The following is a 21,749-nucleotide window of genomic DNA, read 5'->3' as shown; positions in this document are numbered from 1 at the left end:
GAATCGCATGAGAGCGGTTGTGATTGGATCCTATCGGGCGTACATTCGGCGACGGCGCGGCACATGACGCGCCTGACGGTGATCGACGGCGGCGAGGAAACCGATGCCACGAAACAGACACCTGGCTGCGATCCGCCCGTGGATCCAGCTCAGCACCACCAAGTCCGACTGGCAGGACGCCGACCCTGCCCTGCTGAGCGGCATGCTCGGGCAACTGCACCTGATCCGGGCGTTCGAGGAGACCGTGCTCGAACTCGCCACGGACGGCCTCGTACACGGTCCGGCGCACTCCAGCATCGGGCAGGAGGGCGGAGCCGTCGGTTCGGTGATCGGGCTGCGGACCACCGATGCGATCAACGGCTCCCACCGGGGCCATCACCAGTTCCTCGCCAAGGCCATCACCCACCTGACGGGCGGCAAGGCCGACCTGCACGAACTGGTGAGCGACGACGTGCGGACCGTGCTCCGCCGTACATTGGCGGAGATCCTCGGACTCGCCCCGGGTTTCAGCGGCGGTCGGGGCGGATCGATCCACCTGCAGTGGCTCGAAGCGGGCGCCCTCGGCAGCAACGCGATCGTCGGAGGAGGAGTGCCGCTGGCCGCCGGGAACGCCTGGGCCCAGCGGCGGGCCGGCACCGATGATGTCACCGTCAGCTACTTCGGTGACGGCGCCGTCAACATCGGCTCGGTTCTGGAGACGATGAACCTCGCCGCGGCCTGGGACCTTCCCCTGTGCTTCTTCATCGAGAACAACCTCTACGCGGTCGCGACCCGCGTCGCGGAGATCACCCGCGAGGACCGGCTGTCCGGGCGCGGGCTCGGCTTCGGCATTCCGTCGTGGAAGGTCGACGGCATGGACCCGCTCGCGGTGCACCTGGCGATGAGTCAGGCGGAAGAGGTGATGCGCGCCGGCGACGGGCCCACCGTCATCGAAGCCGACGTCTACCGCTACTTCCACCAGAACGGCGCCTACGCGGGCAGTGCATTCGGTTACCGGACAAAGGACGAAGAGGCCGAATGGCGCGAGCGTGATCCGATCACCAGGCTCGAGCGGGAGATGCGCCGCCTCGACCTGCTCGACGACGCGACGGCCCAGGGTGTCCGCGAGCAGGCCCTCGACGCCATGCGACAGGTCACCGGTGAACTGGTGGAGCCCGACCCGGACGCGCAGGGCAGACGCCGGATCCGCACGGAACTGTGGCCGGATCCCGCGACCGTCGACGACGGAATCCGCGGCGACGCGTCCGAACTCGCCGGCGTACGGACCTTGGACCCGGCCGAGCACGCCGGCCCGAACGAGACCGTCCGGTTCGTCGACGCCGCGTCGAACGTCATCGGACGGCGGATGGCCGACGACCCGCGCGTGGTCGTCCTCGGCGAGGACGTCCACCGGCTCGGCGGCGGGACCAACGGCCTGACGAAGAAAGCGCTGCAGGTCGCCTCCGACCGGGTTCTCGGCACGCCGATCAGCGAGAACGCGTTCGCCGGTCTGGGCGCCGGGATGGCGCTGGACGGCCGCTTCCGTCCCGTCATCGAATTCATGTACCCGGACTTCCTCTGGGTCGCCGCAGATCAGGTGTTCAACCAGATCGGCAAGGCACGGCACATGTTCGGCGGGAACAACACGGTCCCGCTCGTCCTGCGGACCAAGGTCGCGATGGGCACGGGGTACGGCTCACAGCACCTCATGGACCCGGCCGGCATATTCGTCACCAGCCCGGGCTGGCGGATCGTCGCCCCGTCGACCGCCTCGGACTACATCGGGCTGTTCAACACGGCGCTGCGGCTGGAGGACCCCGTCCTCGTGATCGAACACGTCGATCTCTACACGACACGCCAGGAGGTCCCCAGAGACGACCTGGACTACCACCTCCCGCTCGGCCGGGCCGCAGTGCGCCGTACCGGATCCGAACTCACCGTGATCAGCTACCTGGCCATGGTCCACAAGGCCGCGGAGGCCATCGACGAGGCAGGGGTCGACGCGGACCTCATCGACCTGCGCTGGCTGGACCGGGCGTCCATCGACTGGGACACCATCGGGGCCAGCATCCGCAAGACCAATGGCGTCCTCATCGTCGAGCAGGGCGCGCGCGGGACGTCCTACGGCGGGTGGCTCGCGGATGAGATCCAGCGACGCTTCTTCGACTGGCTCGACCTGCCGGTCGAACGCGTCACCGGTGCCGAGGCGAGCCCGAGCATCTCCCGCGTCCTCGAAGCCGCCGCGATCGCGCAGGTCGACGACATCGTCGCGGCCCTGAAGCGGTGCAAGACCTCGATCGGAGCGCTCTGATGTCGGCTGTCATCCGGATGCCCGAAGTGCTCACCGGCATGCGCGAGGCCACTCTGGTCTCCTGGCACGTGTCGCCCGGCGATGAGATCTCGCCCGGTCAGCCGATCGCCGAGATCGAGACGGAGAAGGCCGCCGTCGACTTCGAAGCCGATCAAGCCGGTGTCGTCGCCGGTCTCCTCGTCGGTCTCGGGGAGTCGATCGAGGTCGGAACACCGATTCTCGTGCTCGCCGGGCCCGGTCAGTCGGTCGAGGACGCGCTGGCCGAATCCGGGACCGGAGCCGCGATGCCCGCCGAGCCCGACGCACCCGCAGCGACGTCCCGGCCTTCTCCGCCCAACGGTTCGGGCGAGGACCGGCCGGCCGACCGCGAGGACACGGCAGCGGTCCCGGTGGCCTCCGCCACATCACCGGCAGCGGGTGCCACCCAGGACGGGCGGGACCGGCGGTTCGCCACGCCGCTCGTCCGGAGGCTCGCCCGCGAGCAGGGCATCGACCTGAACGCGGTGACCGGCACCGGTCCCGGCGGCCGAGTGGTCCGCCGTGACCTCGACCGTCACGTCCAGAACACCGCGAGCCGCGCCACACCCCGACCGCCCGTCCCCGTCGGCGACCGGGCGTCCGCGCCCACCATCACGCCCGCGAGTGCGGAATCCGACCCGCGGCGCGGAACGGACCGGCCGGCCGGAGCCGGTTTCACCGACATCCCGCACACCGGCATGCGCCGCGCGATCGCTCGCCGGCTCGGCGAGAGCAAGAGCACGGTCCCCCACTTCTACATGGAGGCGGACTGCCAGGTCGACACGTTGCTGGCCCTCCGCCGCACCATCGAGAAGGATCCATCGGTCACCGTCACACCGTCCGTCAACGACTTCGTGATCAAGGCGGTCGCCGCGGCGTTCCGTGAGGTGCCGGAGGCGAACGCGATCTGGATGCCGGACGCGGTCCGCAGGTTCGACTCGGTCTCCATCGCCGTGGCCGTCGCACTCGACCACGGCCTGGTCACACCGGTCGTCCGCGAGGCGGACCGGCGTTCTCTCACCGACATCAGCCGTACGGTCAAGGATCTCATCGCCCGCGCCCGTGAGGGGAGGCTCAAGCAGGCCGACCTGGAAGGCGGGTCCTTCACCGTTTCGAACCTCGGCATGTACGGGACCGAGCGGTTCACCGCGATCATCAACCCGCCTCATTCGGGGATCCTGGCCGTCGGCGCGGCGAGCAGACGGCCCGTCGTCGCCGACGACGGCACCGTACGGGCCGCGACATTGATGACGGTCACCCTCTCCGGGGACCACCGTGCGCTGGACGGGGCCCTCGCGGCACGCTGGCTGGAGGCGTTCAAACAGATCGTCGAGAATCCGTTGCGGATTCTTCTGTAAGGGCCAGGGCGCCAGGCGGTCCGATCGGCCCGGCGCCCGGCCTATCCGTGATCGCCCTGGACGATGAAGGAGACGGCGCGGACCACCTGATCCGTCTCGTTCCTGAACCTGTGCGGTGTCAGTGGGTCGAAGGCGGCGGAGTCACCGGCCCCCAGAGCGTAGGTCTCGAAGCCGATGTCGGCGTGCAGGGTGCCTTCGAGGATCAGAAGGTACTCACGTCCGGTGTGCCGGACGGCCATGTGGCCATCGCTCGAGTGGCCACCGGGCTGGTAGACGACTTCGAGGAAGTCGACGGCTCCGTCGGAGTCGGGCGTCAGCCGTTCCCAACGGACACCGCTGGACAGCTCGATGCGCCGACGGCTCTGGTGCCTCTGGATGATCCCGGCCCCGGTCGAGTCCGTGGCGCGTCCCCAGGGCGGAGCGGGACGGGGCGCGTCGCCGGCGTCCTGGTCACGGGCGGCAGAGTCCGGTGCGGCTTCCGCCGCGGCGGGCGCCTCACCGAAGCCGAAGAGATAGTCCAGGCTGACGCGTAGTTCGTTGGCCAGCGCGTACAGCATCTGGGCCGAAGGAGCGCTGCGTCCCCGCTCGATCTGCGAGATGAGGCTGGGAGAGCATCCCGTGCGCCGCGCGAGCTCCCGGACGGAGACCGAGCGCTCGGTGCGAACCCGGCGGAGCCGAATTCCCAGACCGAGCCCGGGGCCGGCCAGATCTTCGGCTTCGGCACCGAGCGGGTCCTCTGCCGTCACCGTCTCCGTCGACATCGTTTCCTCCTGTTGCACATCTCGGTGAAGCCGGGTGCACGCACCCCCAGACGATTCTGACACATGAGCCCTGCAATTGGATGAACGTCTGCTAGCACTGAACGAACGGGCACCTATTGACAGTGTCACTACACACGCTCTTGTATGTAGCTACACACAGGTGGCGGGGGTCACATGTCGGAAACAGGAGGTCGTAATGCCCAAGCGGCACACCCACGCGGCTCACCGGGCCGTCGTCGCCGGCGCGGTCCTGACGACGTTCTCACTCACCGCCTGCGCCGGTGGCAACACGGCGACGGCGACGAGCGGACCGATCAAGATCGGCGGATCGCTGGGCCTGACCGGTGCCCTGGCGGGCCCCTCGGGTGAGTACAAGGCCATCTACGATCTCTGGGCCGCCCAGGTCAACAAGGCCGGCGGTATCGCGGGCCGCAAGGTCCAGATGGTGATCAAGAACGACGACAGCACTCCCGGCACCGCGCAGACCCTGTACCAGTCCCTGCTGACGAAGGACCGGGTGGACATCCTCCTGGCTCCGTACTCCACGTACGTGGGAACCCCGATCGTCCCGCTCGTCCGTTCCGGCGGGAAGATCCTGTTCAACGGCGGGTTCACCAGTCGGCAGTTGTCGGACTCCGCCAAGGGCTGGATGGTCGGCACCTATCCCTATCAGGAGAGCCAGTACACGCGAGGGGTCTTCGAGGCCGTCAAGGCGATGCCGGCGAACGAGCGACCGACCCGTGTCGGCATCCTGACGCTGAACAACCCGTTCACGCTGGCGGACCGCGACGGATACAAGGGTGCGGAAGGCGCGGTCCACTACGCCAGGGACGCCGGCCTGCCCGTCGTCTTCAACCAGGAGTACAGCACCGACACCACGGACTTCACCTCGGCGATCAACGCCGCGAAGGCGGCACGCGTCGACCTGTTCCTCATCCTCGGCCTTCCCGAGGACTCGGTCCGGATCATTCGAGCGGCGTCCGCCCAAGGCTTCCGCCCGGCTCTGACCTGTGCCTGCGGCTCGCAGGTGAGCACGCTGAAGACCTGGCCGCAGATGGGGGCCGCCGCCGAGGGCGTGCTCGGCACGACGACCGCCTGGCCCACCGAGCATTTCAAGGGCCTGGACCAACTCCTCGCGATCTCACGATCCAACGGTGAACAGGTCATCCCCTCCTACGCGGTGGTCGCCTACGCCGGCCTGCAGGTCATCCAGCAGGCGATCGAGGGCGCCGGCACCACCGACCAGGCGCGGCTGCGCGCGTACATCTACGCGCACACCTTCGACACCGCAGTGGGCAGGATCAAGTTCAACCCCGACGGTACCGTCCCCTACTCCGAGGTCGTCGTCCAGACGATCGGCGGCAAGACCGTCCCGGTGTGGCCCGCGAACGTGGCCGAGCACCCCGTGACGGTGACGAAGTGAGGCGGCGCGCGGAGAGCCGCGGCGCCCCCGTGCTCACGGTCGAGAACGTGTCCAAGCGCTTCGGAGGCGTCCAGGCGGTCCGTGACGTCAGCCTCGACCTCCACGGCGGCGAGGTCCTCGGCGTGATCGGCCCGAACGGATCCGGGAAGACCACCACCATCAACCTCCTCTCCGGAGCCCACCGGCCCGGCAAGGGATCCATCAGGCTGCTCGGGCGGGAGATCGCGCGCAGACCCGCTCACGCGGTGGCAGGTCTCGGCGTCGGGCGCACCTTCCAGAACCCGCGGGTGTTCTCGTCCCTGACGGTCCTGCAGAACATGTACGTGCCGGTCGCGCACCGGGCGAGCGCGACCGTCAGGAAGCAGATGGCCGAGCGGGCCATCGAATGGATCGATCTCGTCGGGCTCGGCGACCTCACCCATCGGGTGGCCAATGAGCTGTCCGGTGGCCAGCAGAAGCTGGTCGAGTTCGCGCGCGTCATGGTCCAGCAGCCGATCGTCGTGCTGATGGACGAACCCTTCGCCGGCGTGCATCCGCTGGTCAAGGACGTCCTGTACGCACAGATCCGGCGGTCCGCCGAGGACCTGGGCACCGCCTTCCTGGTGGTGAGCCATGAGGTGCCCGACCTGGTCGCGCTCTCGGACCGCTTCTTGTGCATGGCTCAGGGCGAGGTCCTCGTCGAGGGCGAGCCGGAGGACGTGTGCGCGCACCCGTCCGTCATCGAGGCGTACCTCGGCGCCCCGCTGAAGGGAGCGGCATGACGACGCGGCCCGGCACCTCCGCGATCGCGCTCGACGACGTGACCGCCGAGTACTTCCCCGATCAGCCGATTCTCCGCGGGCTCAGCCTCCACGCCCCGGCGGGGAAGATCAGCTTGATCATCGGCCCGAACGGATCCGGCAAGTCGACGGCGCTCCGGCTGCTCGCCGGTTTCCTGCATCCGCGTGAGGGCGATGTCTGGCTGATCAACGGATCCTCGCGGACGCCCATCGGCGCGGGACAGGCCCACCGGCGCAGCGCCCTGGGCATCGCCTTCGTTCCGCAGGGCCACTCCGTCTTCCCCACCATGTCCGTCTACGACAATCTCCTGGTCGGCGCGTGGCCGATCAGACGCGAGAAGAAGCGCGCCCGGCAGGCGATCCAGACGGTGCTCGCCCGTTATCCGGTCCTCGGAGACAAGCGCAGCGCGCCGGCCGGCAGTCTCTCCGGCGGCCAGCAGAGGATCCTCGAACTGGCCCGGGCCCTGGTGTCGGACCCCGACGTGGTCCTGGTCGACGAGCCCTCCGCCGGGGTGGCGCCCGCCGCGGCCGCGACGATGTACCGGGAGCTCGAAGCCCTGCGCGACGACGGCCGGACCGTCGTCCTGGTCGACCAGGACCTGCGGCCCGCACTCGCCATCGCGGACGTGGTCCACGTCCTGCAGTCGGGCAGATGCGTCTCGTCGGGCACGTCCGACGAACTCGGCTCCGACCTCGACACGCTCGTCAAGAGCTGGCTGTCGGTGGGCGGCGACGCCACCTCCACCCCTTCGGACGAAGGAGCCGCGTCATGACCACCGTGGTGCAGGCACTGACGGTCGGGGTCCTGCTCGGGATGATCTACACCCTCGTGGGGCTCGGAATGACGCTGTCACTGGGCATGCTGGGGATCCTGAACCTCACGCACGGCCTCGCGGTGGTGAGCGGATCCATCCTCGCCTTCGAGGTCGTCCAGACGTGGAGACTGCCCATCGCCGTGGCGCTCGTGCTGTCGATCCCCCTTGGTTTCGTCGTCGGAGTCGCCTTGCACGTCGGCCTGGTGCGACGGGCCCAGCGCACGTCGGCGGAGTCCGGCCTGCTCGTCCTCTTCGGCGCCATGCTGCTCCTGCAGGCCGTCGCCGTGCAGGTCTGGCGAAGTGACATCAGGACCCTGACGTTGAGCTTCAGTCAGCACATGTACTCCTTCGCGGGGGTGACCGTGCGGGCCGACTACGCGGTCGCCGCCGCGGCGGCCGCGGTCCTCCTCCTCGTCATCTGGGCGGTCATCAGGTTCACCATGTTCGGCAGGGCGGTCCAGGCGCTGTCGCAGAATCGCGACGCCGCGCGGATCCTCGGGGTGAACGCGGACCGGTACAGCACCGTCGTCTTCGGCGTCGGCACGGCCCTGGCCACCTGCTCGGGAGCCATCCTGGCCGGCATCTTCCCGTTCGCCGTGCAGACCCAGACCCAATGGCTGGCCTACGCCTTCATCGTGGTGCTGGTGGGAGGAACGGGCGGGGTCGTCAACGCCGCCGTCGGCGGCGTCACGCTCGGCATCGCCCAGGCCGTCCTCAACGAAGTGCTGCCGCTGGCCTGGGTTCCCGCCGTCGTCTACGGCCTCCTCGTCATCGCCATGGTCGCACGCGGCGGTGGCCTGTCCGCAGCGAAGGAACGATACCTGTGAGCAACCCGACCACCCGCGCGCCCGAACGAGCCGGGCAGCTGAAGACCCCCGCGACGGACCGGGGAGCGACCGTGATACTTCGCCGTGGCCGCAACGTCGCGCTACCGCTCGTGCTTCTCGCCGCGACGGGAACGTGGGGTGCCGTCACCGGAGACACCGCCAACCTCCGGATCGCCGGCACCGTCCTGATGTACGTCGCGCTCGCGGAAGGGTGGAACCTCCTCGGCGGATACGCCGGATACCTCAACTTCGGCACGGTCATCTTCGTCGGAGTCGGCGCGTACACCACGGCGATCCTCGTGACGGAGACCACGATGAACGCGCTCCTCACGATCCCACTCGCCGCGGTGGGCGCGGCGGTCGTGTCCGTCGCCATCGGCATCCCCGGATTCCGGCTGCGCGGCGACTACTTCGCCGTGGCCACGTTCGTGCTCACCCTGGCGGCGCGGGAGCTCACGAACGTGCTGAAGGTGACCGGCGGCTCCAACGGACTGTCCCTGCCGCCCGTCGCCGGCACCCTCCAAGCGTCGACGAGGCTGTTCTTCTTCCTCTTCCTGGCATTGGCCGCCGTGAGCGTCGCCCTCTGCTGGATCACTGAGAGAACACGGTGGTTCAGCGCCCTGGTGGCCATCCGGGAGGACGAGGACGCGGCCGAGGTTCTGGGCGTCCCGACGCTGACGCTGAAAGTGGTGGCGTTCGCGCTGGGTGCCGCCATCGCCGGGATCGCCGGCTCCCTCTACGCGGCCCAGTCGCTGTACATCGAGCCGACCGGGACCTTCGACTTCCGGATCTCGCTCGCGGTGGTCGTCGCCGTCGTCCTCGGAGGCAAAGGCACCTGGTACGGCCCCCTGGCCGGTGCGGCACTGACCCAGCTCCTCGCGACGCAGTTGTTCGTACGGCTGCAGGGCGTCTGGGACCAGGTGATCTTCGGGGCTCTCCTCATCGTCATGGCGTTGCTGGCTCCGCGCGGCATCACCCAACTGGCCTCCCGGGCCCGCGGCCGCCGATTCCAGGTCTGATCACATCAACGAGAGAAAGAGGACACCGATGAACACCAGCACGGCAGAGCCCGGTCGGGCACGGGCCCGCCGCGTCGGCTTCATCGGGCTGGGGCACATGGGGACGCCCATGGCCACACGCCTGATCGAAGCCGGCTTCGACGTCACGGTATGGGCCCGGACGAAGAGCAAGGTCGATGAGCTCGTCGAGCGCGGCGCCACGCGCGGCGACGGGCCGGAGGACGCCATCGCCACGGGGCTGCTGTTCTCGATGCTGAGCAACGACGACGCGGTGCGCCAGGTCTGCACGGCCGAGCGCATGCGTACCGCGCCCGAGGGCTTCATCCATGTCAACCACGCGACGATCAGCCCCGGCGCCGTGACCGAGTTGGCCTCGATGGCGGCTGAGAACGGCCACCGGTACGTCAGCGCCCCCGTGGTCGGCCGCCCTGACGTCGTCGTCGCCGGCGGGCTGACCATCCTGACGTCCGGGGACGCGCAAGCCCGGGCCATGGTGGCTCCGATGCTCGAGGCGATCGGCCGGCGAGTCTGGGACCTCGGGCCGGACGTGACGTCGGCCGTCGTCGCCAAGATCTCCATCAACTACCTGATCGTCCATGCCCTGCAGGCCCTGGCGGAGTCGGTCACCCTGGCCGAACGACAAGGTCTGGACGCAGGGCGGCTCATCGAGGTGATCAACGACTCCATTTTCCCGGGGCCGGTCTACGGCGGATACGGCCGGGCGATCGTCACCCAGACCTACGAGCCCCCCGGATTCACCACCAGGCTCGGCCTCAAAGATCTCATGCTGGCACTTCAGACCGCCGAAGACCTGGGCGCCGACCTCCCCACCGGACCGATTCTGCGTGAGGTCTTCGAGACGGCCGTCGAGCAGGTCGGAGCAGACCTGGAATGGGCGTGCGAGCCCCCCGTGACACCCCCACCCCCCCCCCACCCCCCCCCCCCCCCACCGCCGACAGCGCCCAGCCCCAGCGGTGATCGTCTAAATCGAGGAGTCGGAACAGCCATGTCGTTGCAAGAGTTCCTCCCCACCCCGAAATTCGACGAGTACAAGGAGCAGTTCAAGGATTTCTTCACCCTGGACCGTCGTGACGACGGGGTGCTCCTCGCCCGCGCCCACACCTGCGGCGGCTCACTCCAGTTGAGCGTGCAGAATCACAGAGCCCTCGGCCAATTCCTCAAGACCGTCGGCGCGGACCCCGACAACGAACTCCTCATCCTCACCGGAACCGGCCCCGACTGGATGATGGGCGCGGATCCCACCGGCTTTGAGCTGGAAGAGGAGAACCTCGAGCACTGGGCGTACGAGTACGCCTACAAGGATGGCCGTATCAACGTCAGCAGTCTGGTCAATGACCTGGAGATCCCAACGATCGGGCTGGTCAACGGCGACGGATATCACTCCGAGGTTCTGCTGATGTGCGACCTGACGTTGATGGCGGACGACGCGCACATCTATGACCTGCACTACGGCATCAGCTCGGTGCCCGGCGACGGTATCCACAGTTGCTTCGAGGAACTGCTCGGGGTCAAGCGCGCGGCGTATGCGCTGCTGACCGGTGAGTCGATCGACGCCTCCACCGCCCTGGACTACGGCATGGTCAACGAGATCCTGCCGGCCGACGAGCTCGTCGAGCGTGCCTACACGATCGCGGACCACATCATGCGGCAGCCGCGGACGGTCCGTCGCCTGACCACCCAGATCATCCGGCGCCCCTGGAAGAAGCGCATCGTCGACGACCTGGACGGCGGCTTCGGGATCCAGATGTTCGGCCACCTCGCGAAGGGCACGTCGGTGCACGGCGACGATCACATCTCCTCGCGCGGCGGCTACGTCCGCGAAGGCCGCCGGACGCCCTTCGACTGAACGGCGGCGGCCCGCCGGACCCGCTCCGCTCTTCGTCGGCCCTCGCGTTGGACGGCCGACGAAGGCGGCGGGATCAGCGGGCGGGGAGGCCGAGGTGGCGGGCGATGAGCATGCGCTGGACCTCGGAGGTGCCCTCGCCGACCTCGAGGATCTTGGCGTCGCGGTAGAACCGGCCGACCGGGTACTCGTTCATGAAGCCGTACCCGCCGAAGATCTGCGTGGCGTCGCGGGCGTTGTCCATGGCGGCGTTGGAGGCGACCAGCTTGGCGATCGCCGCCTCCTTCTTGAACGGCTCCCCGGCGAGCATCCGCGCCGCCGCCGCGTAGTAGGCGAGCCGGGCCGTGTGCGCCCGCGTCTCCATGTCCGCGACCTTGAACTGGATCGCCTGGTACTCCCCGATCGCCCGGCCGAACGCCTCGCGCTCGCGCACGTACCGCAGGCACTCGTCCACGCACCCCTGGGCGAGCCCGACCGAGAGCGCGGCGATGGCGATGCGGCCCTCGTCGAGGATCCGCAGGAACTGGGCGTAGCCCCGGCCGCGCTCGCCGACGAGGTTCTCCTCCGGGACGCGGACGTCGTCGAAGGACAGCTCCCGGGTGTCGGAGGCGGACCAGCCGACCTTGGAGTACTTCTTCCCGGCGGTGAACCCCGGCGTGCCCGACGGCACGAGGATCGTGGAGATCTCGCCGTCGCCGGTCAGCGCGGCGACGGTGACGGCCGCGGTGACGTCGGTGCCCGCGTTGGTGATGAACGCCTTGGACCCGTTGATCACCCAGTGCCCGTCCTCGAGCCGCGCGGTGGTGCGCATGCCGCCGGGCACGTCGGTGCCGCCGCCGGGCTCGGTCAGCCCGAACGCCGCGAGCCGCTCGCCCGAGCACAGGCGCGGCAGCCACTCGCGCCTCTGCTCCTCGGTCCCGAACCGGAAGATCGGCATCGCACCGAGGGATACGCCGGCCTCCAGCGTGATCGCGACCGAGGAGTCGACGCGGGCGAGCTCCTCCAGGGCGATGCACAGGGCGAAGTAGTCGCCGCCCATCCCGCCGTACTCCTCGGGGAAGGGCAGCCCGAACAGGCCCATCTTCCCCATCCGGGCGATGATCTCGTACGGGAAGGCCTCCCGCTCGTAGTAGTCGCCGATGACCGGCGCCACCTCGTCCCGGGCGAACGTCTCGACGGTACGGCGCAGGGCCTCGTACTCCTCGTCGAGGGTGAATCCGATCATCAGTCGCTCCCTTGTTCTCGGGACAGGGCCTGGACGACGCGGGACGGGCTGGGGCGTCCGAGGCGTTCGGCCATCCAGTGGCTGGTCTCGGCGAGGCGGCGTACGTCGACGCCGGTCTCGATGCCCAGGCCGTCGAGCATCCACACGAGGTCCTCGGTGGCCAGGTTCCCCGTCGCGCTCTTGGCGTACGGGCAGCCGCCCAGGCCGCCCGCCGAGGCGTCCACGGTGGTGACGCCGCAGCGGAGCGCGGCCAGGGTGTTGGCGAGCGCCTGCCCATAGGTGTCGTGGAAGTGCACGGCGAGCCGGCCGGTGTCGACGCCGGACTCGGCCAGCGCGCCGATGAGGGCGGTGACGTGCCCCGGCGTCCCGACGCCGATCGTGTCGCCCAGGGACAGCTCCGTGCAGCCGAGGTCGAGCAGGCGCGTGGCGACCGCGACGACCTGCGCGATCGGCACGTCGCCCTCCCACGGGTCGCCGAAGCACATCGAGACGTACGCGCGCACGTCCAGGCCGTGCGCCCGCGCCCGTTCGACGACGGGCGCGAACATCTCCACCGACTCGTCGATCGTCCGGTTGAGGTTGCGCCGGGCGAACGTCTCGGTCGCGCTGCCGAAGATCGCGATCTCGGTGACGCCGGCGTCGAGGGCGCGGTCGAGGCCGCGCTCGTTGGGCACCAGCACCGGGTGGCGGACGCCCTCCGCGCGCTCCAGCCCGCCGAGCAGCTCGGCGGCGTCGGCGAGCTGCGGCACCCACTTCGGGTGGACGAAGCTCGTCGCCTCGATCACCCGCAGCCCGGCCCCGGCGAGGCGGGTGATGAACTCCCGCTTCACCTCGACCGGCACGATCGCCGACTCGTTCTGCAGGCCGTCGCGGGCCCCGACCTCGTAGACCGTGACCCGGGAGGGCAGCCCGTCGAGTGGCACGCGCATCATCGTTCTCCCTTCGGCGTGACGACGGCGAGGACCTCGTCCAGGGCGACCTGCGCGCCCGGCTGGACGGTCAGCCCGCCGACCACGCCGTCGACCGGCGCGGTCACCGTGTGCTCCATCTTCATCGCCTCGACGATCACGAGCGGCTGGCCGGCGACGACCTCGTCCCCGTCGGCCGCCTTGACGGCCGCGACCGTGCCGGGCATCGGGCTGCGCACGGCGCCGGCTCCGGCGGTGGTCTCGGTGGCCCGCGCGGCGAGCGGCTCGGTCTCCTTCAGCGACCAGACGCGCCCGTCCCGGCCGAGCCAGCACACGTCCCCGTCGCGGGCGCAGGTGAAGCGGGTACGGTCCCCGGCGTACTCGACGAGCAGGACCACGCCGTCGCGGCGGGCCGTGGCCCGTACGGGATCGCCGCCGTCGACCGACACCTCCGCGTCGGCGGCGCGGCCGCGGACGCGCACCTCGTGCCCGGCGATGCGCCAGGTCGTCCAGGCGGGCGCGCCGAGACGCCAGCCGTCCGGGACGTCCCAGGGGCCGGGGTCCGGGGTCTCCAGCGCGAGCATGCGCTCCAGCGCGGCGGCGGCGAGGACGTCCCCGGGGATCTCGCCGTCCGCGGGGTCGGCGGGGCGGCGCTCGACCAGGCCGGTGTCGAGCCGGCCGGCGGCCACGTCCGGGTCGGCCAGGAGCGACCGCAGGAACGCGATGTTCGTCCCGACCCCGAGCAGCGTGTACGAGGCCAGCGCCTGATCCAGTCGGCGCAGCGCGCTCGCGCGGTCCGGCCCCCGGGCGATCACCTTGGCCAGCATCGGGTCGTACGAGCCGCCGACGACGGCGCCCTCGTGCAGCCCGGAGTCGACCCGGAGGTCGAGGCCGTACGGCTCGTGCAGCAGCAGCACCCGGCCGCCGGTGGGCAGGAAGCCCCGGGCGGGGTCCTCGGCGTACACCCGCGCCTCGACCGCGTGCCCGTCGAACGCCACGGCGTCCTGGCCGAACGGCAGCGGCTCCCCCGCCGCGACCCGCAGCTGCAGCTCGACCAGGTCCAGGCCCGGCCGGCCATCGATCACGACCGCGCCCTCGGTCACCGGGTGCTCGACCTGCAGCCGGGTGTTCATCTCCATGAAGAAGTACTCGTCCGGGCGGTCGGCGGAGACGATGTACTCGGCCGTGCCCGCGCCGACGTAACCGACGGAGCGCGCGGCGGCGACGGCGCTCGCGCCCATCGCGGCCCGGATCCGCTCGCCGTCCGGGCCGGTGCCGAGCAGCGGCGACGGCGCCTCTTCGACGATCTTCTGGTGGCGGCGCTGCAGGCTGCACTCGCGCTCGCCGAGGTGGACGGCGTTCCCGTGCGCGTCGGCGAACACCTGGATCTCGATGTGCCGGGGCTGGTCGATGTAGCGCTCGACGAGGAGCGTGTCGTCGCCGAACGCGCCGCGAGCCTCCCGCCGGGCCGCCGCGATCGCGTCCCGCAGCTCCGCCGGGTCCTCGACCCGGCGCATGCCCTTGCCTCCGCCGCCCGCCGACGGCTTCAGAAGCACCGCCGCGCCGGCGTTCAACCCGACCTCCATCGCGGCGTCGGCCAGCTCCTCGTCGCTCAGCCCCGCCTCGTCACGACCTGGCACGACGGGGACTCCGGCGGCGGCGACCGTGCGCTTGGCCCGGATCTTGTCGCCCATCGCGGTGATCGCGTCCGGCGGCGGGCCGACGAAGACGATGCCGGCGTCGGCGCAGGCGCGGGCGAGCTCGGGGTTCTCGGCCAGGAAGCCGTACCCGGGATGGACGGCCTCGGCGCCCGCCCGCACGGCGGCGCCGACGACGTCCCCGACGTCGAGGTAGCCGCCCACCCGGAGGGCGGAGTCGGCCTCCCGTACGTGGCGGGCGTCCGCGTCGGCGTCGGTGTAGGTCACGACGGAGCGGATGCCGAGCCGGCGCAGCGTCCGGATGATCCGGCAGGCGATCTCACCACGGTTGGCGATCAGGACGGAATCGAACATGGTCACATCCGGAAGATGCCGTAGCCGACGGGTTCGAGCGGGGCGTTCGCGCAGGCGGCGAGGGCCAGGCCGAGCACCCGGCGGGTGTCGAGGGGGTCGATCACGCCGTCGTCCCAGAGGCGCGCCGTCGAGTAGTACGGGCTGCCCTGCCGCTCGTACTGTTCCCGGATCGGCTTCTTGAACTCCTCTTCCTCCGCGGCGGGCCACTCGTCGCCGAGCTGGTCGCGGCGTACTGTGGCCAGCACCGACGCGGCCTGCTCGCCGCCCATGACCGAGATCCGGGCGTTCGGCCACATCCACAGGAAGCGCGGCGAATAGGCGCGGCCGCACATCGCGTAGTTGCCCGCGCCGAACGACCCGCCGATGATCACCGTCAGCTTCGGCACCCGCGCGCACGCGACGGCGGTGACCATCTTGGCCCCGTGCTTGGCGATGCCCCCGGCCTCGTACTCCCGGCCGACCATGAACCCGGTGATGTTCTGCAGGAACACCAGCGGGATCGAACGCCGGTCGCACAGCTCGACGAAGTGCGCGCCCTTGAGCGCCGACTCGCCGAACAGGATGCCGTTGTTGGCCACGATCCCGACGGGCTGCCCGTGGATGTGCGCGAACCCGGTGACGAGCGTCGGCCCGTACCGCTCCTTGAACTCGTGGAACCGGCTGCCGTCCACGATCCGCGCGATGACCTCGCGCACGTCGTACGGCGTGCGGGAGTCGGGCGGGACGATGCCGCGCAGCTCTCCGGGGTCGAGGGCGGGCTCCTCGGCCGGGACCGTCGGCCACGGCGCGGGGCCCGGCGGCTCCAGCGTCGAGACGATCGACCGGACGATGCGCAGCGCGTGCGCGTCGTCGTCGGCGAGGTGGTCGACGACGCCCGAGACGCGCGCGTGCACGTCTCCGCCGCCCAGCTCCTCGGCGCTGACGACCTCGCCGGTCGCGGCCTTCACCAGCGGCGGGCCGCCGAGGAAGATGGTGCCCTGCTCGCGGACGATGACGGTCTCGTCGCTCATCGCCGGGACGTACGCGCCGCCGGCCGTGCAGGATCCGAGCACGGCGGCGATCTGCGGGATGCCCTTCTGGGACATCGTCGCCTGGTTGTAGAAGATGCGGCCGAAGTGCTCCCGGTCGGGGAACACCTCGTCCTGCTTCGGCAGGAACGCTCCCCCGGAGTCGACGAGGTAGACGCACGGCAGGCGGTTCTGCAGCGCGACCTCCTGGGCGCGCAGATGCTTCTTCACCGTCATCGGGTAGTACGTGCCGCCCTTGACGGTCGCGTCGTTGGCGGCGATGACGCACTCGCGCCCGGCCACCCTCCCGACGCCGGCGATGATACCCGCCGCCGGGGCCTCGTCGTCGTACATGCCGGTGGCCGCCAGCGGGGCCAGCTCCAGGAAGGGCGAGCCCGGGTCGAGGAGCGCGTCCACCCGGTCCCGGGGGAGCAGCTTCCCCCGCGCGACGTGCCGCTTGCGGGCGCGCTCGGAGCCGCCCTGGGCCGCGCGGGCCAGGCGCTCGCGCAACTCGGTGGCGAGCGCCTGGTTCTCCTCGGCGTTGCGCTGGAATGCCGCACCGCGCACGTCCACGCGGCTCACCAGCCGCGGAGCCTCCGCCACAGTCCCCTCCCGTTAACGATCGTTAACAAGTACGATGTTAATCAACATTAACAGCGACCGTCTAGACTCGTGGCATGGCAGAGGTCAGCGCTCCCCCGACCCGCCGGCTGGAGATCCTGTCCGCGGCGGCGGAGCTGTTCGCCCGGCGCGGCTACCACGGCGTGTCGATCGGTGACCTCGGCCGCGCGGTCGGCCTCACCGGCCCGGCGCTGTACCGCCACTTCCGGGGCAAGGAGGCCCTGCTCGCCGAGATGCTCCTCGACATCAGCGAGCGCCTGCTGAGCGAGGGCCGCCGCCGCGTCGCCGCCGCCGGCACCCCGGACGTGGCCCTGGACGCCCTGCTCCGCTGGCACATCGACTTCGCCCTGGACAACCCCGCCCTGATCACCGTCCACGTCCGCGAACTGGGCAACGTGCCGCAGCCGGAGCGCCGCGAGATCCGCCGCCTGCAGCGCGCCTACGCCGAGGAATGGGTGCGGGTGCTCCGCCTCGTGCACCCCGGCGCCGCCGAGGACCGCGCCCGCGCCGCGACGCATGCGGCGTTCGGCCTCCTCAACTCCACCCCGCACAGCACCGGCGAACTCGACCGCGCCACGATGGCCCGCCTCCTGCACGCCATGGCCTCCGACGCCCTCACCGGCGCCTTCCGCTCCTGATTAGGGACTTCCGTTTAGGTGAATTCTTGGCCGCCTGAATTAGGCCAGGGAACCCGTCACCCGGTGGGCACGTCCTATAAAGGGAATGCCACGGAGGTGACCGGATGACCGACGGTTACAAAGTGAACTTCGACGCTCTCGCCGAGGCGGCCACAGGCGTCAATGGAACGATCCTCGCGCTGCAGAACAACAAGGTCAGCGACATCGACGGGAAGAAGGCCGACTACGGCGACGGCGACCTCGGCGGGATGATCGCCGACTTCTGCGACCGCTGGGAGATCGGTGTCGAGCACCTGATCAAGGACTCGAAGGAGGTCGCGAACCGCCTGGCGCTGTCCGCGCTGGCGTACGCCAAGGCCGAGAAGACGAGCGTCGCCCGCCTGCACGGCCTCTTGCAGAGCCGCACCGGCGCGGATCCGGCGGCCGGCCAATGGTGAAGCAACTCGGCGACACCGACGATCCCAAGGAGCTCGTCCCGGGAAACGCCGAGGCGATCGTCACGGTCGCGGGCAAGATGTACGGCTACGCCGAGCTGCTCAACGAGGCCGGGAACGGCCTGGCCAGCATCGACACCGCCGACGGCTGGACGGGACCCGCGGGCGACGCGTTCCGCAAGCGGTTCCACGGTCACCCGCAGAAGTGGTCAGAGGCCGGCGAGTGCTTCACCGGCGCGGCGAAGGCTCTCGACGACTACGTCCCGACGCTGGTCTGGGCCCAGGGCCAGGCGGGCGTGGCGATCCAGCAGTGGAACCAGGGGGACCACGACACGGCCAAGGCCACTCTGGAGAACGCCCGCGGCCAGCTCCACAAGGCGGCGGGCACCGCGACCGCGGCCGTCAAGAAGTTACGCGACAAGGCGCCGCACAAACCCGGCTTCTGGTCCAAGGTCGGCAACTTCTTCGAGGGTCTCGGCAAGGACGCCGAGAAGCTCGGTGAGACCGCCCTCAACGATCTCGCGTCGTTCGGGAACGCGATGCTGCACCACCCCCTCGACGATCTCGGCCTGATCGGCGGAACGGCCCTCGCCGGGATCAGCGCGTTCGGCGACGGGGCCGGCCTGGTCCTCGACGTGACCGGAGTGGGCGCGATCGCCGGGGTGCCGATCAACGCCATCTCGACGGCCGGTGTCCTCGCCGGCGGCACCCTCATGATGGCCTCCGCCGGCGACCTGGCGAGCCACGCCTCCGGCGACGACAAGGTGCAGCCCTTCGACACCAGCAGCGGCGAGGGAACGGCGAGCGCCCCGGACCCGCAGTACACCGAGGGGACCCCGGAGTGGCAGAACCGGATCGACACCCTGTCCAAGGACCCGGCCAAGAACGGCGCTTCCAATCCCGCCTCCCAGCGAGAGGCGACGGTCGCGCTCAAGGCCGAGGGTTCCGGCGATCTCCCCGGTCCGGTGAGCCGGACTCCGCTCGGGCCGAACGGCGAGGACATGGGCGACATCACCGACGGCACCGGCCAGCGGTGGGACGTCAAGAGCTCACCCGACATCCGGCCCAGTTACCGCCCGAACCCCGGGCAGCCCATCTCCAGCCCGCAATCGGACCAGCAATTCACCGAAATGATCGATAAAGAGCTGAACAACGGCCAGAACGTGCTGCTCGATCCGGACGGAATGACGCCCGCGCGTCTCGCCCGTCTCCAGCAGATCGTCGCCAACAATCCGTCCTGGCAGGGAAGGGTAGTGTGGGGCCAGTGACCATGACGTACGGTCGTTCGCGCGGCGACGTGATCCGCTGGCCCGACGATTCCGCCGCGCGTCAGGTCCTCGAGACCTACCTCGCGGCACTGCCCGCCGATTCCCAGGACGTCCTGTCGGTGCTCGACGCCGAAGGGCTCGACTTCACCGGCGCGGACCTGTCCGGGCTCGATCTCACCCAGGCCGAGCTCAGCGAGGCGATGCTGGGCGGCGTACGCCTCGTCGGCACGAACCTGTCCGGTGCCTGGCTGGTCTCCGCGGACCTGCGGAGAGCCGACCTTTCCCACGCCGACCTGCGCAAGGCGCTGGCGCGCGGGTGCGACGCCCGGGGTGCCGTGTTCGTCGGAGCGGACCTGCAGCGCGCGGAGTTCGAAGGCGCCGACCTGCGCGGCGCCGACCTCCGCAAGGCCCGGTTCGGCAGGGCCCTGCTCTCCGACGCGGACCTACGCGGCGCCGACCTGCGCGAATGCTCGTTCGGCCTGGACGGAGAGTCGACCGGCCTGGCCAGGGCGAGATTCGGCCAGTGCGCCGTAGCGGGCGCCGCCGGAGGGGTCTCCGGCCCGATCGACGTCGGCACCGACGAACCGCACCTCATCGACGGCGAAGACCTGACCCACTGGTTCGCCGCCCACGGCGCCCCCGACGTCCAGGTCCACTCCTAATGCCCCAGCCGCACTTGGTGATCTCGGTCTGATCGGAGGCCGGACGTAAGGCGGCCACCGCTGTGAGTAGATGGCCGCCACCACGGTGGTCTGCGGTGGATTCAGGTTCGGCCCGTCCCCTCACGGGCGAAGTGCGGTTCCGCCGCTTCCAGCCGCGGTACCGGGATGCCCAACCGTCGTGCCTCCGCCAGGGCGTCCCGGCAGATCTCACGCGGCTCCTCGGCCGCGGGGTCGGAGTGCGCGGCGAAATTCACACGCACCGGCGCGACATGCGCAGTCAGCCAGGCGAGCGCGGGTGCCGTCAGCCAGGTGGGCGCACGGAACGGCAGCACGCCGCCCCGGTGACGTCGCAGGTCAAGGCCGCGCGCCTCGAGGAGCGGCAGCAGCTCGCGGCCGGCCAGCAGTCCCTCGCGCAGGTCGCCCGTTGCCCCGGCCAGCTTGGAGAGGGAGCCCAGCCGCAGGCCCTGCGAGTGCAGACCGGCATCCGACACGAAATGGACCCACAGCCAGCCGCGGAAGTCGGACTGCTCCTTGGGTCGGAGCCCGGCCTCGCGGAACGCCTGGCGCACGGCCTGCTCCCGGTCGGTCGGGGGCTGGCCGAGGGTGCCGAAGATGACCGACGGCAGCAGCATCCCCCGGAGCACGCCGTCCGCGCCGAAACCGCCACCGGCCTGAGGAAAGCCCCAGGCGATCTGATCGACAGGGAGTGCGCCGATCGCGGCGAGCGGCTCGGTCCAGATGTTGCCGAAGACCAGCACTGTGGCCTGGCCGACACGCGGGGTCAGGAAGGCCGCCGCCTCCGCGAGCCGGTGGTGCGGCACGCTGAGCACGATCAGGTCGAAGTCGTGGTCCGGCTCCAGCGCCTCGCGGTAGCGCACCGGCCACTTCTCGACGACGCGTTGCCCCCACACCCGGCGCCGCATATCGATCAGATCGAGGTCCACCACGTCCCCGTACGTCGCCGCGCGGCCTGGCCGGACATAGAACTCGACGTCATGTCCCGCCTGTTGCAGGGCCCAGCCGTAGACGGTGGCGATCACGCCTCGGCCGAACATCAGGATCTTCAAGCTGCACCTCGTGGGGTACGATCGATCTGGAGATCATCTCCACTTTTCAAAATATGGAGGTCGTCTCCACTTGTCAACGCGAGGTAGCGCATGACTTCCGACAAGCCGCTGCGGGCCGACGCCCAGCGCAAGCGCGAGGCCCTGCTCGCAACAGCCCGGGAGGTATTCGACGCCGGCGACTTCTTCGACCTGCGCTTCGATGACTTCGCCCGCCTGGCCGGCGTGGGCACCGGCACGCTGTACCGCCACTTCCCCACCCGGGAGGCGCTGGCCGAGGCGGTCTACCACGGGGAGATCGCCGCACTGTGCGACCGCGCCCGCCGGCTACAGGCCACGCTGCCCGCGGAGGAGGCTTTGGCGACCTTCCTACGCGGCATGGTCGACCACATTGACGCCCACCAGGGCCTCGCCCGGACGCTGGCCACGCTCATGGCCGACCGCTCGGGCGCCCTCGCCGAGGGCAGCCGGGCACTGGAGCAGGCTGTCACCGACCTGGTGGCCGCCGCCGTGCGGGATGGCGCCGTTCGCGACGACGTGGGCGCCGGCGCCGTCATGATGGCGCTGCACGGCATCGGCGCGGCTCATGACCGCCCCAATTGGCGGGCCGAGGCCGACGGTATCGTCACCCTCCTGCTGGACGGGCTACGCAGCCCGCACTCAGCCCAGGCGGCCACAGTGTCGTCGCCCGCTAGGACAAGGTGCGACACGAGGTCACATGCCGCGGGTGAAGGATCCGGTTAGTAATTCAGCCGC

The 21,749-nt window shown here is 70.3% G+C and carries 19 protein-coding genes; 13 read left to right on the top strand and 6 right to left on the bottom strand.

The window, feature by feature from the left end:
* Window positions 1–103 precede the first annotated feature (103 nt).
* Together NDW01_RS04795 and NDW01_RS04790 are read left to right on the top strand one after the other, a co-directional pair.
* Window positions 104–2,290, top strand: coding sequence for an alpha-ketoacid dehydrogenase subunit alpha/beta (locus NDW01_RS04795; RefSeq protein ID WP_252816914.1), 2,187 nt, complete (start codon window positions 104–106; stop codon window positions 2,288–2,290).
* The gene (locus NDW01_RS04790; RefSeq protein WP_252816912.1) at window positions 2,290–3,666 is read left to right on the top strand and encodes a dihydrolipoamide acetyltransferase family protein; all 1,377 of its coding nucleotides are present in this window, start codon (window positions 2,290–2,292) and stop codon (window positions 3,664–3,666) included. The genes NDW01_RS04795 and NDW01_RS04790 overlap by 1 nt, the downstream gene beginning before the upstream one ends.
* Before the next feature lie 41 nt (window positions 3,667–3,707).
* Here the strand turns inward: NDW01_RS04790 and NDW01_RS04785 are convergent, their stop codons facing one another.
* On the bottom strand, window positions 3,708–4,427 hold the full coding sequence (locus NDW01_RS04785) for a helix-turn-helix domain-containing protein (protein ID WP_252816910.1): 720 nt from the start codon (window positions 4,425–4,427) through the stop codon (window positions 3,708–3,710).
* A 196-nt stretch (window positions 4,428–4,623) separates the two neighbouring features.
* Between NDW01_RS04785 and NDW01_RS04780 the strand changes: the two genes are divergently transcribed.
* From NDW01_RS04780 to NDW01_RS04755, 6 genes are read left to right on the top strand one after another with little or no spacing between them, the layout of a single operon-like run.
* Entirely contained in the window at window positions 4,624–5,850 is a 1,227-nt protein-coding gene (locus NDW01_RS04780) for an amino acid ABC transporter substrate-binding protein (protein WP_252816908.1), read from the top strand.
* Complete coding sequence (locus NDW01_RS04775) at window positions 5,847–6,611, top strand: ABC transporter ATP-binding protein (RefSeq protein ID WP_252816906.1); 765 nt, start codon at window positions 5,847–5,849, stop codon at window positions 6,609–6,611. Before NDW01_RS04780 ends, NDW01_RS04775 begins: the two co-directional genes overlap by 4 nt.
* Window positions 6,608–7,402 (top strand): ABC transporter ATP-binding protein, encoded by a 795-nt coding sequence (locus NDW01_RS04770; protein WP_252816904.1) that lies wholly within the window; start codon window positions 6,608–6,610, stop codon window positions 7,400–7,402. Before NDW01_RS04775 ends, NDW01_RS04770 begins: the two co-directional genes overlap by 4 nt.
* Window positions 7,399–8,271 carry a branched-chain amino acid ABC transporter permease gene (locus tag NDW01_RS04765; RefSeq protein WP_252816902.1) on the top strand — a complete coding sequence of 291 codons (873 nt, stop codon included), beginning with the start codon at window positions 7,399–7,401 and terminating at the stop codon, window positions 8,269–8,271. Before NDW01_RS04770 ends, NDW01_RS04765 begins: the two co-directional genes overlap by 4 nt.
* Entirely contained in the window at window positions 8,268–9,290 is a 1,023-nt protein-coding gene (locus tag NDW01_RS04760; protein ID WP_252816900.1) for a branched-chain amino acid ABC transporter permease, read from the top strand. The genes NDW01_RS04765 and NDW01_RS04760 overlap by 4 nt, the downstream gene beginning before the upstream one ends.
* Window positions 9,291–9,318: 28 nt before the next feature.
* Entirely contained in the window at window positions 9,319–11,157 is a 1,839-nt protein-coding gene (locus tag NDW01_RS04755; RefSeq protein WP_252816897.1) for an NAD(P)-binding domain-containing protein, read from the top strand.
* Between the two features lie 73 nt (window positions 11,158–11,230).
* Here the strand turns inward: NDW01_RS04755 and NDW01_RS04750 are convergent, their stop codons facing one another.
* From NDW01_RS04750 to NDW01_RS04735, 4 genes are read right to left on the bottom strand one after another with little or no spacing between them, the layout of a single operon-like run.
* A complete protein-coding gene (locus NDW01_RS04750) occupies window positions 11,231–12,379 on the bottom strand; it encodes an acyl-CoA dehydrogenase family protein (RefSeq protein ID WP_252816896.1) in 1,149 nt (382 codons plus the stop codon).
* Window positions 12,379–13,311 (bottom strand): hydroxymethylglutaryl-CoA lyase, encoded by a 933-nt coding sequence (locus tag NDW01_RS04745; protein ID WP_406567682.1) that lies wholly within the window; start codon window positions 13,309–13,311, stop codon window positions 12,379–12,381. The genes NDW01_RS04750 and NDW01_RS04745 overlap by 1 nt, the downstream gene beginning before the upstream one ends.
* On the bottom strand, window positions 13,308–15,299 hold the full coding sequence (locus tag NDW01_RS04740) for an ATP-binding protein (protein ID WP_252817388.1): 1,992 nt from the start codon (window positions 15,297–15,299) through the stop codon (window positions 13,308–13,310). The genes NDW01_RS04745 and NDW01_RS04740 overlap by 4 nt, the downstream gene beginning before the upstream one ends.
* Window positions 15,300–15,301: 2 nt before the next feature.
* The gene (locus NDW01_RS04735; RefSeq protein WP_454923411.1) at window positions 15,302–16,909 is read right to left on the bottom strand and encodes a carboxyl transferase domain-containing protein; all 1,608 of its coding nucleotides are present in this window, start codon (window positions 16,907–16,909) and stop codon (window positions 15,302–15,304) included.
* 74 nt (window positions 16,910–16,983) lie between these two features.
* Between NDW01_RS04735 and NDW01_RS04730 the strand changes: the two genes are divergently transcribed.
* From NDW01_RS04730 to NDW01_RS04715, 4 genes are all read left to right on the top strand, one after another.
* Window positions 16,984–17,565 (top strand): SACE_7040 family transcriptional regulator, encoded by a 582-nt coding sequence (locus NDW01_RS04730; RefSeq protein ID WP_252816894.1) that lies wholly within the window; start codon window positions 16,984–16,986, stop codon window positions 17,563–17,565.
* 104 nt (window positions 17,566–17,669) lie between these two features.
* Window positions 17,670–18,002, top strand: a complete 333-nt coding sequence (locus NDW01_RS04725; protein ID WP_252816892.1) for a hypothetical protein — start codon at window positions 17,670–17,672, stop codon at window positions 18,000–18,002.
* A complete protein-coding gene (locus NDW01_RS04720; protein WP_252816890.1) occupies window positions 17,996–19,267 on the top strand; it encodes a putative T7SS-secreted protein in 1,272 nt (423 codons plus the stop codon). The genes NDW01_RS04725 and NDW01_RS04720 overlap by 7 nt, the downstream gene beginning before the upstream one ends.
* A 2-nt stretch (window positions 19,268–19,269) precedes the next feature.
* Window positions 19,270–19,929, top strand: a complete 660-nt coding sequence (locus NDW01_RS04715; RefSeq protein ID WP_252817384.1) for a pentapeptide repeat-containing protein — start codon at window positions 19,270–19,272, stop codon at window positions 19,927–19,929.
* Between the two features lie 101 nt (window positions 19,930–20,030).
* Here the strand turns inward: NDW01_RS04715 and NDW01_RS04710 are convergent, their stop codons facing one another.
* Window positions 20,031–20,996: a ketopantoate reductase family protein gene (locus NDW01_RS04710; protein WP_252816888.1), complete on the bottom strand. Its 966-nt coding sequence runs from the start codon at window positions 20,994–20,996 to the stop codon at window positions 20,031–20,033.
* Window positions 20,997–21,086: 90 nt separating this feature from the next.
* Here NDW01_RS04710 and NDW01_RS04705 point away from each other — a divergent pair, with 90 nt between their 5' ends.
* Window positions 21,087–21,737 carry a TetR/AcrR family transcriptional regulator gene (locus tag NDW01_RS04705; protein WP_252816886.1) on the top strand — a complete coding sequence of 217 codons (651 nt, stop codon included), beginning with the start codon at window positions 21,087–21,089 and terminating at the stop codon, window positions 21,735–21,737.
* The last annotated feature ends 12 nt before the right edge of the window (window positions 21,738–21,749 follow it).

It is taken from the genome of Actinoallomurus soli (genome assembly GCF_024055715.1).
Lineage (GTDB): Bacteria > Actinomycetota > Actinomycetes > Streptosporangiales > Streptosporangiaceae > Actinoallomurus > Actinoallomurus soli.
The sequence above is the reverse complement of the archived record's forward strand: the minus strand, read 5'-3'. Positions and strand labels throughout refer to the sequence as shown.

What these genes read in the sequence shown, in the direction of transcription:
- NDW01_RS04770 (WP_252816904.1), top strand. Translation starts at nt 6,608, where the DNA reads ATGACGACGCGGCCCGGCACCTCCGCGATCGCGCTCGACGACGTGACC.
- NDW01_RS04765 (WP_252816902.1), top strand. Translation starts at nt 7,399, where the DNA reads ATGACCACCGTGGTGCAGGCACTGACGGTCGGGGTCCTGCTCGGGATG.
- NDW01_RS04720 (WP_252816890.1), top strand. Translation starts at nt 17,996, where the DNA reads ATGGTGAAGCAACTCGGCGACACCGACGATCCCAAGGAGCTCGTCCCG.
- NDW01_RS04725 (WP_252816892.1), top strand. Translation starts at nt 17,670, where the DNA reads ATGACCGACGGTTACAAAGTGAACTTCGACGCTCTCGCCGAGGCGGCC.
- NDW01_RS04750 (WP_252816896.1), bottom strand. Translation starts at nt 12,379, where the DNA reads ATGATCGGATTCACCCTCGACGAGGAGTACGAGGCCCTGCGCCGTACC.
- NDW01_RS04745 (WP_406567682.1), bottom strand. Translation starts at nt 13,311, where the DNA reads ATGATGCGCGTGCCACTCGACGGGCTGCCCTCCCGGGTCACGGTCTAC.
- NDW01_RS04730 (WP_252816894.1), top strand. Translation starts at nt 16,984, where the DNA reads ATGGCAGAGGTCAGCGCTCCCCCGACCCGCCGGCTGGAGATCCTGTCC.
- NDW01_RS04740 (WP_252817388.1), bottom strand. Translation starts at nt 15,299, where the DNA reads ATGTTCGATTCCGTCCTGATCGCCAACCGTGGTGAGATCGCCTGCCGG.
- NDW01_RS04785 (WP_252816910.1), bottom strand. Translation starts at nt 4,427, where the DNA reads ATGTCGACGGAGACGGTGACGGCAGAGGACCCGCTCGGTGCCGAAGCC.
- NDW01_RS04755 (WP_252816897.1), top strand. Translation starts at nt 9,319, where the DNA reads ATGAACACCAGCACGGCAGAGCCCGGTCGGGCACGGGCCCGCCGCGTC.
- NDW01_RS04795 (WP_252816914.1), top strand. Translation starts at nt 104, where the DNA reads ATGCCACGAAACAGACACCTGGCTGCGATCCGCCCGTGGATCCAGCTC.
- NDW01_RS04780 (WP_252816908.1), top strand. Translation starts at nt 4,624, where the DNA reads ATGCCCAAGCGGCACACCCACGCGGCTCACCGGGCCGTCGTCGCCGGC.
- NDW01_RS04715 (WP_252817384.1), top strand. Translation starts at nt 19,270, where the DNA reads ATGACGTACGGTCGTTCGCGCGGCGACGTGATCCGCTGGCCCGACGAT.
- NDW01_RS04790 (WP_252816912.1), top strand. Translation starts at nt 2,290, where the DNA reads ATGTCGGCTGTCATCCGGATGCCCGAAGTGCTCACCGGCATGCGCGAG.
- NDW01_RS04705 (WP_252816886.1), top strand. Translation starts at nt 21,087, where the DNA reads ATGACTTCCGACAAGCCGCTGCGGGCCGACGCCCAGCGCAAGCGCGAG.